Here is an 11,594-nt window from a genome sequence, read left to right as displayed (position 1 = left end):
CGCCGAGGCGGAGCTGGCCGGGCGGCACCTCATGCTGCTGGGCGACATCAACCTGGCGATGACCTCCACCCTGGACACCGACGAGGCGGTGCAGCGCTTCGCGGACCTGGTCGTGCCGCTGCTCGCCGACTGGTGCCTGGTCAGCGTCATCGACCCCGACGGCACCCGTCGGGACGTCGGGCGCGCGCACAAGGACCCCGCGCTCGTGCCGGCGATGCACCGCTACGCGGACCTTCGCGTGACCACCAACGACGTGGCGGCCCCGGTCCCCCGCATGCTGCGTGACCCCAGGCCCATCGTCTTCCCGGAGCTCACCGACGAGATCGTCCGGTCCATGGTCGCCGACGACGAGGCGCGGGAGGCGTTGGTGCCCCTCCGGCCGGCCGCCGCCGCCGGGTTCCCCCTGATCGCCCGGGGGGAGGTCATCGGCGGGTTCACCCTGATCAACGAGCCGGAGCGCGGCGCGCACACCGAGGTGGAGCTCCGGACGGCCGAGATCGCCTCCCGGCGCGCGGCTCTGGCCCTGGACAACGCGCGACTGGCCAAGGCCAACCAGCAGGTGGCCGAGCGGTTGCAGCTCAGCCTGCTGTCCCCGCCGGTGCAGCCCGACTCGCTGGAGCTGGCCGTCCGCTACCGGCCCGCCACCCACGGCGTCTCCATCGGTGGCGACTGGTACGACGCCTTCCTGCAGCCCGACGGCGACACGGTGCTGGTCATCGGCGACGTGATGGGTCACGACATCGAGGCCGCTGCGGCCATGGGGCAGGTCAAGACGCTGGTGCGGGGGATCGCGTTCGACCGCCTGGAGGAGCCGGCCGGCCTGCTGCGCCGGGTCGACCACGCCCTCGTCGGTCTGGCCGTGCCGGCCATGGCGACCGCACTGGTGTGCCGGGTCGAGCAGGACCCGGAGGATCGGTCGGAGGGGGTGCGCCGGCTGCGCTGGGCCACCGCCGGCCACCCGGAACCGATGCTCCTGCTCGCCGACGGCGAGGTCGTCGACCTGGCCGCCCCCATCGGCCCGCCGCTGGGCATCGGGTGGCTGGGCCCCCGCGCGGACGGCCGGACGGCGATGCCCGAGGGGAGCACGCTGCTGTTGTTCACCGACGGGTTGTTCGAGCGCCGCGGCGCCTCCCTGGACGAGGGACGGGAGCGGGTGCGCGACGTCCTGGCCGGCTCGGCTGACCTGACGCTCGACCAGCTGTGCGACCGGTTGCTGACCGATCTGCTGGGGGACGACGCCGAGGACGACGTGGCGGTGCTGGCCGTCCGTGCCCACCCCGTGCACGCCGAGCGTCCCGCGGAGGCCGGCCCGGAGATCCTCCCGCCGGCTGTTCCTCACCTGGCCTGAGGAAGACCCGTCCGGAGGCAGAGAGGACGGTGGCGCTCCTGCAGGGTCCTTCCGCTAGTCCGGGTGGCGGAGGAGGTACCGGCCGAAGTGGGGGACCGTGAAGGCGATCTGCCCCCGCTCGGCGGAGTAGACCAGGCCCTTCTTGATGAGCGAGTCGCGTGCGGGGGAGAGGGACGCGGGCTTGCGACCCAGTGACACGGCGACCTCCGAGGTGGCCACGGCAGCGCCTCCGGGTCCGCCCAGCTCGGCCATGGCGTGCATGTACTCGCGCTCGGCGGGGGTCGCCCGGTCGTACCGGGAGCCGAAGAACCCGACCGCCAGTTCCGCCTCGGCGACCGGCGCGGCCATGGCCACGTCGGCGGCGGTGATCGGGGAGGAGGCGGCGAGGTCCCAGGTGACCTTGCCGTAGGCCTGCACGAAGTACGGATAGCCGTCGGCGGCCTCGTAGAGCGCATCGAGGGCGGCGGGCTCGAACTCGACGTCCTCCCGGGCCGCCGGGGCCAGGAGTGCCCGGTCGGCGGCCTCCCGGTCGAGCCGGTCGATGCGCAGGTACCGGAACAGTCGCTCCGAGTAGCTCTTGGAGGCGCTGAGGACGGCGGGGAGGTGCGGGAGGCCGGCCCCCACGACGATCAGCGGAGCGCCCTGCTGCGACAGCTCGTGGCAGGCGGCGCAGATCGCCGAGACGTCGTCGGGCTGCACGTCCTGCATCTCGTCGATGAACAGCGCGATGCCACTGCCGATGTCGGCCGCCACCCCCGCGGCGTCGCTGAGCAGCTCCACCAGGTCGATCTCCATGTCGCCGGAGTCGGCCCGGCCGGTGGCCGGGGGGACGTCGATGCCCGGTTGCCAGCGGTCGCGCACCTTCGCGTTGTCAGGAGCCTGCCGGAGGGCGAACGCCTTGAGGACGCCGAGGACCTCGTCCATCGACTCCTGGTCGCGGTGCCGGGGGCCCAGCTCGCGCAGCGCCATGTGCAGCGCGGAGGACACCGGCCGGCGCAGCGACTGCTCGGGCCGGGCCTCGATCTTGCCGGTCCCCCAGCCGCGGGAGATCGCCGCCGAGCGCAGCTGGTTGAGCAGCACGGTCTTGCCCACGCCGCGCAGGCCGGTCAGCACCAGCGAGCGCTCGGGGCGGCCGTGCGCGATGCGCTCCAGGACGACGTCGAACGCCGACAGTTCCGCGTCGCGGCCGGCCAGCTCGGGTGGGCGCTGACCGGCGCCCGGGGCGTACGGGTTCCGCACGGGATCCATGTCGAGCACCGTATGGGGTTCTCTAGCCCCATCCGTAGACATCGGTAGAACGACGTAGCGCGTGTCGCTCGTCCTGCTCGAGCCGCGCGGCCCGAGGTCCGGCCGGACCGTGGCGCGGCTCGGCATCGGGCGGGGTCGGGCGGGCGGGGTCGGCCCGGATCGAGCAGCGTCTGCGGCTCTCTAGCGGCGACGCTAGACGCCGGTAGTCGGCGCGAGATCCCCCGTCGGCCGGCGCCGCCGGGCTAGCGTCGGCGCCGTGATCAGGTTCGCGCTCAAGGTGGTCCTCCTCGCGGCGGTCTTCTACGCCCTCACGCGGTTCGACGTCCTGCCGGGCCTCGACGTCGTCCCCAACCCCGCGGGCCCCCTGGGCGAGTTCGGCACCTACCTGTGGATCGCCCTGATCTTCGGCATCGTCAACGCCATCGTGGGGCCGGTGCTGCGGCTGCTGTCGCTGCCCTTCGTCCTGCTGACGCTCGGGCTCTTCCTGCTGATCATCAACGCCGCGCTGCTCGGCCTGACCGCCGCCCTGACCGATCGGATGACCATCGACGGCATCGGGACCGCCGTCATCGGGGGGCTGATCCTCGCCGTCGCGGGGTGGGTGGCCGACCAGCTGCTCGACCGCTGAGGAACACCCCGTCCCCTCACCCCTCGCAGGCTCGGGGCGAGCCTCTGGACGGGCCGCCGCGCCGCCGTGACGGGGACCTCGCTTCGCAGTAGCGTGGCCCGACATGGCCAGCACCACCGTCGTACCGGAGACCCCGGTGGGCGGACCGGACGGCGGCCACCCGGCAGGAACCCTGACCGAGCTCGCCGCCCTCGAGGCCGCCCGCAACGAGAAGCGCCGGCTCCTGGAGCGCGCCGCGGAGGCGGCGCGGTCGGGGAACCGCGCTCTGCCGGCCGGCTGCACCCCCGACGACCTGCCCGCGCTGCTGCAGCGGTACTACTGGAGCGAGCCGGCGGCCGAGGTCCTCGGGCACGAGCCCGCCGAGCTCGCCGCCCTCGCCCTCGGGCACCTGCGGCTGGCCGAGGTGCGCCCGCCCGGCTCAGCCACCGTCGACGCGACCCACCTGCCCGACGGGCGGGCGGTCATCCGGCTGGTCACCGACGACATGCCCTACCTGGTCGACTCGGTCACCGCGGAGGTGGTCCGCCAGGGCTTCGCCCTGGCCCACATCGTGCACCCGGTGGTCGTGGTCCGCCGCGACCTGCGCGGCCGGATCCTGGCCTTCTGCGACAGCAGCCTCGCGGTCGGCTGCGGCTCCGACGCGCTCACCGAGTCGTGGATGGCCGTCGTCCTCGACGGCCCGCTCGACGAGGAGGCCTCCGGCGATCTGGTCAACGGGCTGCGCACCGTGCTCGACGACGTCCGCGCCGTGGACGAGGACGCCGAGCGCCTGCGGGTGCGGCTGTTCGAACTGGCCGGCCGGCTCGACGAACTGGCGCGCACGGCCCCCGCTCCCGACGGCGACCCCGCGGACGACCCCGCCGAGGCCGCCGCGCTGCTCCGCTGGCTCGCCGACGGCAACTTCGTCTTCCTCGGTGCGCGCGACGTCGAGCTCGTGCAGACCCGGGGCAGGCCGACCGCCCGGGCCGTTGCCGGCAGTGGCCTCGGCGTGCTGCGCAGCGACACCGACATGAGCGAGTCGGTCGCCGCGATGCCGGAGGTCGCGCGCACCCCGGCGCGGCACCTGCTCACCGTGACCAAGGCCGACGCCCGCTCGCCGGTCCACCGCCGGGCGTGGATGGACCTCATCGCGGTCAGCCTGCCGCCCGTCGACGGCGGCCCGGCGCGGCAGTTCCGCTTCGTCGGGCTGTTCCCGTCGGCCGCCTACACCACGAGCGTCGTCGACGTGCCGCTGGTCCGCCGCCGGGTGGCGGAGGTGATCGCCCGCTCCGGCGTGCCGGCCGACAGCCACACCGGCAAGGAGCTGCTCGAGGTCCTGGAGACCTATCCGCGCGACGAGCTGCTGCAGGTCGGCGCGGACGAGCTGCTGCCCGTGGCGTTGGCCGTCCTGCACCTGCAGGAGCGCCGGCAGACCCGCTTGTTCCTGCGCCAGGACCCCACCGGGCGGTTCTGGTCGGCGCTGGTGTACCTGCCGCGCGACCGGTACACGACCGAGGTGCGGCTGGCGATGCAGCAGCTCCTGCTCGAACGGCTGGGCGGCACCAGCATCGAGTACACGGCGCGCTCCACGGAGTCGGTCCTGGCGCGGCTGCACTTCGTCGTCCGCGTGCCGGTCGGCCGGCGTGGTGCGCCCAGGCCGATGACCGTCGACGTGGAGGGACTGCAGGCCGAGCTGGCCGCCGCGGCGCGCAGCTGGACCGACGATCTCTCCAACGCCCTGCAGGCCCGCTACGGGGCCGAGGCCGAGCGGATGCTGGCGCGCGTCGCCGACGCCTTCCCCGCCGGCTACCAGCAGGACTTCCCCGCTGAGCAGGCCGTCGACGACCTCGCCCGCCTCGAGGGGCTGACCGAGGGCCAGCTGTCCATGCGGCTGTGGACCCCGCGGGGTGCGGCCGCCGGGGAACGCCGGCTGAGCATCTACCGGGTCGGGCAGCGGCTGCTGCTGTCGGAGGTGCTGCCGGTCCTGCAGAACATGGGTGTCGACGTCGTCGACGAGCGGCCCTACGAGATCGACCGGATCGGCGCCCCGCCCGCCTGGATCTACGACTTCGGCGTCGCCGTCCCACCGGTCGAGCTGCCGCTGCTGCGGTCGCTGCCGGAGCGGTTCACCGAGGCGGTCGGCGCCGTCTGGCGCGGCGAGGCCGAGGACGACGGGCTCGGCGCGCTCGTGCTGCTCGCCGGTCTCAACTGGCGCCAGGTCACGGTCGTGCGCGCCTACGTGCAGTGGCTGCGGCAGGCCGGGCTCCCGTTCGGCCAGGCCTACGTCGAGCAGACGCTGGCCGCGCACCCCGACGTCGTCGCCCGGCTCGTGCTCCTGTTCGAGACCCGGTTCTCGCCGGGCCGGGTGAACGGCCGGGCGAAGCGGCAGGAGGAACTGGTCGAGGCGCTGCGCGGCTCGATCGGCGAGGTGGCCTCCCTCGACGCCGACCGCGTGCTCAGCTCCCTGCTGGCGGCGGTGACGGCCACGCAGCGGACCACGTACTACGCGGGCGGGCCCCTGGCGCTGAAGCTGGACCCGCACGCCGTGCCGGACCTGCCCGAGCCCCGGCCGGCGCACGAGGTGTGGGTCAGCTCGCCCCGGGTGATGGGCATCCACCTGCGCTTCGGCAAGGTCGCCCGCGGCGGGCTGCGCTGGTCGGACCGGCGGGAGGACCTGCGCACCGAGGTGCTGGGCCTGGTCAAGGCGCAGATGGTGAAGAACACCGTCATCGTGCCCACGGGTGCCAAGGGCGGCTTCGTCGTCAAGAGCCCCGCGACTGGGACCGATCCCGCCCGGCCGGCCTCCCGCGACGCGGTGATCGCCGAGGGGCAGGCCTGCTACCAGCTGTTCATCGGCGCTCTGCTCTCCCTCACCGACAACCTGGTCGACGGCAAGGTCGTCCCGCCGGAGAAGGTGGTACGGCACGACGGCGACGACACCTACCTGGTGGTCGCGGCCGACAAGGGGACGGCGACCTTCTCCGACCTGGCCAACGGCGTGGCGATCGAGCGGGGCTTCTGGCTCGGCGACGCCTTCGCCTCCGGCGGCTCGGTCGGCTACGACCACAAGGCCATGGGCATCACCGCCCGCGGCGCCTGGGAGTCGGTGACCCGGCACTTCCGCGAGCTGGGCGTCGACGTCCAGACGCAGGACTTCACGGTCGTCGGCATCGGCGACATGTCCGGTGACGTGTTCGGCAACGGGATGCTGCTGTCCGAGCACATCCGGCTGGTCGCCGCCTTCGACCACCGGCACGTGTTCGTCGATCCCACCCCGGACGCCGCCTCCTCCTTCGCAGAGCGCAAGCGGCTGTTCGGGCTGCAGCGCTCCTCCTGGGCCGACTACAACCGCTCCCGGATCAGCGCCGGGGGTGGGGTGTGGCCACGGACGGCGAAGGCGATCCCGGTCTCCGGGCCGATGCGGGCGGCCCTGGGCATCGCCGAGGGCGTCGAGACGCTCACCCCGGTCGAGCTGATCCGGGCGGTCCTCCTGGCTCCGGTCGACCTGCTGTTCAACGGCGGCATCGGCACCTACGTGAAGGCGTCGACGGAGAGCGCGCTGGACGTCGGCGACAAGGCCAACGACGCCGTGCGGGTGGACGGCAGCCGGCTGCGGGTGCGGGTCGTGGGGGAGGGGGGCAACCTCGGGCTGACGCAGCGGGGACGGGTCGAGTACGCGCTGGCCGGCGGGCGGGTGAACACCGACGCCATCGACAACTCCGCGGGCGTGGACACCTCCGACCACGAGGTGAACATCAAGATCGCGCTGAACCGGGTGGTGGACGACGGGGATCTGGACGCCGCCGGCCGGGCCGCCCTGCTCGCCGAGATGGCCGACGAGGTCGCGGCCGCGGTTCTCGCCGACAACCACGACCAGAACGCGATCCTCGCGGTCGAGGTGACGTCGGCGCGCAGCCTGCTGGACGCGCACGAGCGCTTCCTCCGGTCGCTGGAGCGCTCCGGCCGGCTCGTCCGGAGGGTGGAGGCGCTGCCCGACGACCGGGCGCTGGCCGAGCGCCGGCGCGACGGGCAGGCGCTGACCAGCCCGGAGCTGTCGGTGCTGCTCGCCTACGCCAAGCTCGAGACCGGCGACGTCGTCCTGCACAGCGACCTGCCCAACGACCCGGCGCTCGAGGACCTGCTGACCGGCTACTTCCCGAGCCGGCTGCGCGACCGCTTTCCCGCGGCGCTGACCAGTCACCCGCTGCGGCGGGAGATCATCGCCACCGCGCTGACCAACCGGGCGGTCAACATCGCCGGGGTCACCGGGCTGTTCCGGCTCGGGCAGGAGACCGGCGTGCCGCTGGACCGGGTGGTGCGGGCGCACGCCGTCGCCCGTGCCGTGTTCGACGTCGACCGGCAGTGGGACGCCGTGGGCGCGCTCGACAACAAGGTGTCGGCAGCGACGCAGGTCGAGCTGCGCACGGAGGCCACCCGGCTGGCCGAGCGCACGACCCGCTGGCTGCTGCGCCAGCCCGACCTCGTCGCCGAGCCCGCACCTGCGATCGGCGCGGTGCGCGACCGGTTCGCCGAGCCCGTGGCCGCCGTCCGCAAGGCGCTGCCCAGGTGGCTGCTCGGCGTGGAGGCCGAGGCCTACGCCGCGCGGGTGACCCGCCTGCACGAGGCGGGCGTGCCGACCGACCTGGCCGCCGAGGTGGCCGCGGCCCCGCTGCTGCCGGCCGCGCTCGACGTCGCCGTCGTCACCGAGCGCACGGGGGCGCCCGTCGCGCTGACCGGGCGGGTCATGCAGTGCCTGGCCGAGCGGCTGGGGCTGGTGCCGCTGCGCGAACTGGTGACGGCGCTGCCACGGGACCGCCGCTGGCCGTCGATGGCCCGTGCGTCGCTGCGCGACGACCTGGCCGCCGAGCAGTCGTCGCTCACCGAGGACATCCTCAGCGCCCGCACCTCGGACGACGACGACCCGCACCGGCTGGTCGCAGCCTGGGTGGAGTCCTGGGACGCGACGCAGGCCCGGTCGGCCGCGCAGCTCGCCGACATCGCGGCCGGCGACCGGTACGAGCTGGCGGAGCTGCTGGTCGCCGTCCGGACGCTGCGCGGACTCCGCAAGCGCCGCCAGGCCCGCCGCCTTCCCCGCCCGGCGAAGTAGCGGGGTATCAGCGCCTCTGGGGGTCTCTAGCCGTGACGCTAGAGACTCGTAGAAGGCCTCAGAGGGCGGGACGGCGCTCGCCGAAGCGGGTGGCCTGCTCGAAGGCGTGGCCCACCTCGAGCACCGTCCGGTCGGCGCGCGGCTCCGCGATGACCTGCAGCCCCACCGGCAGGCCGTCGTCGGTGAAGCCGCCGGGCACCGAGAGCGCGGGGCAGCCGGTCGCCGAGACGAGCGTGCAGGAGCGCATCCACTCGAGGTAGTTCTCCTGCGGGACCCCGGCGATCTCGGTCGGGTACTCCATCTCGACCGGGAACGGCAGCACCTGCGTGGTCGGCGCGAGCAGCACGTCGTAGCGCTCGAAGAACGCCACCACCCGCTCGTACAGCGTCGTGTGCAGCTGCTCCGCGCGGGCGAGATCGGGCCCGGTGAGCTTGGCACCCATCTCGGCGTTCCAGCGGATCGACTCCTTGACCTTCTCGGGCGACCGCCGCGAGATCTCCCCGAACGACGCCTCGAACAGCCAGGCCCGCAGCGTCCCGAACACCTCGTCGGCGCCGTCCAGCTCCGGGCACGCCTCCTCCACCGCGGCACCGAGCGACTCGAACACGCCCACCGCCGGGGCCAGCGCCGCGCGGACCGCGGGGTCCACCGTCACCCGCCCGCCCAGGTCCGGTGCCCAGGCCACCCGGAGACCGGCCAGCGACGACGGCAGGGGCGCGGCGAAGCCGGCGGGGTCGTCCGACAGCGCGATCGGCACGCGGCGGTCCGGCCCCGCCAGCACCGAGAGCTGCAGGGCGACGTCGGCCACCGTCCGGCCCATCGGCCCCTGGACCGACAGCTGCGACCACGCGATCGGCGCCGGCCACGTGGGCACCCGTCCGGGCGTCGGCCGAAGCCCCACCACGTTGCAGAAGGCCGCCGGATTGCGCAGCGAGCCGCCCATGTCGCTGCCCTCGGCCAGCGGCACGAGGCCGGCGGCCAGCGCGGCCGCGGCCCCGCCCGACGACCCGCCGGCGGACAGCCCGTGCCGGTACGGGTTGTGCGTGACCCCGAAGATCGGGTTGAAGGTGTGCGAGCCGGCGGCGAACTCCGGCACGTTGGTCTTGCCCACCCGGATCGCCCCGGCCGCCTTCAGGCGCGCCACCACCAGTTCGTCCCGGAGCGGCACGGTGTCGGCGTGCAGCGGCGACCCCCACGTCGTCCGCATGCCGCCCGTGGCGTGGGTGTCCTTGTGCGCCACCGGCAGCCCGTGCAGGGGGCCGACCTCCTCGCCCGCGGCGAGCGCCGCGTCCGCGGCGTCGGCGGCCGCCCGCGCTCCATCGGCATCCAGCGTGACGACGGCGTTGAGGGCGGGGTTCAGCCGGTCGATGCGGGCCAGGTGCGCGTCGAGGAGCTCGCGCGCGGAGATCTCCCGCGCGCGGAGCATCGCGGCGAGCTCGGTCGCCGGCCGGAGGCACAGGTCGTCGGTGGCAGTGGTGGTGACGGCGCTCACGGAGCGAGCTTGTCACGGCCCCGCGCGCGTGCGGTCACCTCGCCCGGGGAACGATGGTCGCGATGACCGAGAACCAGGACCGCGCCCGCGACGACGGCCCCTCCTTCGAACGCCTGGGCCTGCGTCCGGAACTGCTGGGTGCCCTGGCCGCCCTCGGGTACGAGGAACCCACGCCGATCCAGGAGGAGGCGATCCCGCCGCTGGCCGAGGGGCGGGACCTGCTGGGGCAGGCCGCCACCGGCACCGGCAAGACCGCCGCCTTCGCCCTGCCGGTGCTGCAGCGGCTCACTGCGCACCGCGCCGAGCGCGCGCCCGTGGCCCTGATCCTCGTGCCCACCCGCGAGCTCGCCGTGCAGGTGTCCGAGGCGCTGCACCGGTACGGCCGGGAACTCGGTGCCCGCGTCCTGCCGGTGTACGGCGGCGCCCCGATCGGCCGGCAGCTGCGCAGCCTGGAATCGGGGGTCGACGTCGTCGTCGCCACGCCGGGCCGGGCCCTGGACCTCGTCCAGCGGGGCAGTCTGCAGCTGGGCGACGTCGCGACCGTCGTCCTGGACGAGGCCGACGAGATGCTCGACATGGGCTTCGCCGAGGACCTCGAGGCCATCCTCGACGAGACGCCGGAGACCCGGCAGACCGTGCTCTTCTCCGCGACGATGCCCCGCCGGCTCGATGCCCTGGCCCGCCGGCACCTGCGGGATCCGGTCCGGATCACGATCGCCCGGGAGAAGGCGCCCGCCGGGGAGGCGCCCCGGGTCCGGCAGACCGCCTACGTCGTCCCTCGGGCGGCCAAGCCGGCGGCCCTCGGCCGGATCCTGGACATCGAGGCTCCGGCGGCGGCGATCGTGTTCTGCCGCACCCGCGAGGAGGTCGACTCCCTCACCGAGACGCTCAACGGCCGCGGCTACCGCGCCGAGGCGTTGCACGGCGGGATGAGCCAGGAGCAGCGCGACCGGGTGATGGCCCGGCTGCGGGGCGGCACCGCCGACCTCCTGGTCGCCACCGACGTCGCGGCCCGCGGGCTGGACATCGAGCAGCTCACCCACGTCGTCAACTACGACGTCCCTTCGGCGCCGGAGTCGTACGTGCACCGGATCGGCCGGGTGGGGCGAGCCGGGCGCGAGGGCGTGGCCATCACGCTGGCCGAGCCCCGGGAGCACCGCATGCTCAAGACCATCGAACGGGTCGCCGGAGCGCCGATCTCGGTACAGACGGTCCCCACGGTCGCCGACCTGCGGGCCCGGCGCCTGGACCTCACCCGGGCCGCGCTGCGCGAGAGCCTTCTCGGCGACGACCTCGCCCGGTTCCGCGTCGTCGTCGAGACGCTGGCCGACGAGTTCGACCTCATGGAGGTCGCGCTCGCGGCGGTCAAGCTCGCCCACGAGGCCGGGGGAGGGGCCGACGACGAGGAGGACATCCCGCAGGTCACGTTCCGCGCCGACTCCGGGCGGCGGCCCGAGGCCCGGGGGAGTGCCCGCGGTGACGGGCCACGGGCGCGGCGCTCCTCCGGCGGGCCGGCCGCCCGCCTGTTCGTCGGCGCCGGGCGCGAGGCCGGTATCCGTCCTGGCGACCTCGTCGGCGCGATCACCGGCGAGACCGGGCTGACCGGTCGCGACATCGGCGCCATCGAGATCCATCAGCGGTTCGCACTGGTGGAGGTGCCGGAGAACGCCGCGGACGAGGTCATCCGGGCCCTGAAGTCGACGATGATCAAGGGGCGCAAGGCGACGATCCGCCGCGACAACGCAAGGACCCCCTGACCCCACCACTCACAGGTCGCGGCGGGATCCTGCAG

6 protein-coding genes are annotated in these 11,594 nt (G+C 74.4%); 4 read left to right on the top strand and 2 right to left on the bottom strand.

Translation table 11 applies throughout. From position 1 onward, the window contains the following. Positions 1 to 1,348 (top strand): PP2C family protein-serine/threonine phosphatase (locus tag ACFSHS_RS06605; RefSeq protein WP_376873338.1); only part of this gene is annotated, 1,348 nt, incomplete at its 5' end. A 54-nt stretch (positions 1,349 to 1,402) separates the two neighbouring features. Here the strand turns inward: ACFSHS_RS06605 and ACFSHS_RS06600 are convergent. Beyond that, the gene (locus tag ACFSHS_RS06600) at positions 1,403 to 2,596 is read right to left on the bottom strand and encodes an AAA family ATPase (protein WP_376873336.1); all 1,194 of its coding nucleotides are present in this window, start codon (positions 2,594 to 2,596) and stop codon (positions 1,403 to 1,405) included. A gap of 256 nt (positions 2,597 to 2,852) precedes the next feature. Between ACFSHS_RS06600 and ACFSHS_RS06595 the strand changes: the two genes are divergently transcribed. Both ACFSHS_RS06595 and ACFSHS_RS06590 read left to right on the top strand, forming a co-directional pair. Beyond that, positions 2,853 to 3,224 carry a phage holin family protein gene (locus ACFSHS_RS06595; protein ID WP_376873334.1) on the top strand — a complete coding sequence of 124 codons (372 nt, stop codon included), beginning with the start codon at positions 2,853 to 2,855 and terminating at the stop codon, positions 3,222 to 3,224. Between the two features lie 103 nt (positions 3,225 to 3,327). Next, the gene (locus ACFSHS_RS06590; RefSeq protein ID WP_376873332.1) at positions 3,328 to 8,310 is read left to right on the top strand and encodes an NAD-glutamate dehydrogenase; all 4,983 of its coding nucleotides are present in this window, start codon (positions 3,328 to 3,330) and stop codon (positions 8,308 to 8,310) included. A gap of 58 nt (positions 8,311 to 8,368) precedes the next feature. Here the strand turns inward: ACFSHS_RS06590 and ACFSHS_RS06585 are convergent, their stop codons facing one another. After that, a complete protein-coding gene (locus tag ACFSHS_RS06585; RefSeq protein WP_376873330.1) occupies positions 8,369 to 9,802 on the bottom strand; it encodes an amidase in 1,434 nt (477 codons plus the stop codon). Positions 9,803 to 9,864: 62 nt separating this feature from the next. On the opposite strand from ACFSHS_RS06585, the gene ACFSHS_RS06580 reads away from it, so the two are divergent. Next, positions 9,865 to 11,559, top strand: a complete 1,695-nt coding sequence (locus tag ACFSHS_RS06580; protein ID WP_376873328.1) for a DEAD/DEAH box helicase — start codon at positions 9,865 to 9,867, stop codon at positions 11,557 to 11,559. Positions 11,560 to 11,594 lie beyond the last annotated feature (35 nt).

The sequence above is a fragment of the Blastococcus deserti genome, from assembly GCF_042682525.1.
GTDB lineage: Bacteria > Actinomycetota > Actinomycetes > Mycobacteriales > Geodermatophilaceae > Blastococcus_B > Blastococcus_B deserti.
Note: the sequence above shows the minus strand (reverse complement) of the source record. Positions and strands in the feature narration are given on the sequence as shown.

Bases quoted from the DNA above. Each gene is read 5' to 3' on its own strand.
- ACFSHS_RS06590 (WP_376873332.1), top strand. From the start codon at position 3,328: ATGGCCAGCACCACCGTCGTACCGGAGACCCCGGTGGGCGGACCGGAC.
- ACFSHS_RS06600 (WP_376873336.1), bottom strand. From the start codon at position 2,596: ATGGATCCCGTGCGGAACCCGTACGCCCCGGGCGCCGGTCAGCGCCCA.
- ACFSHS_RS06580 (WP_376873328.1), top strand. From the start codon at position 9,865: ATGACCGAGAACCAGGACCGCGCCCGCGACGACGGCCCCTCCTTCGAA.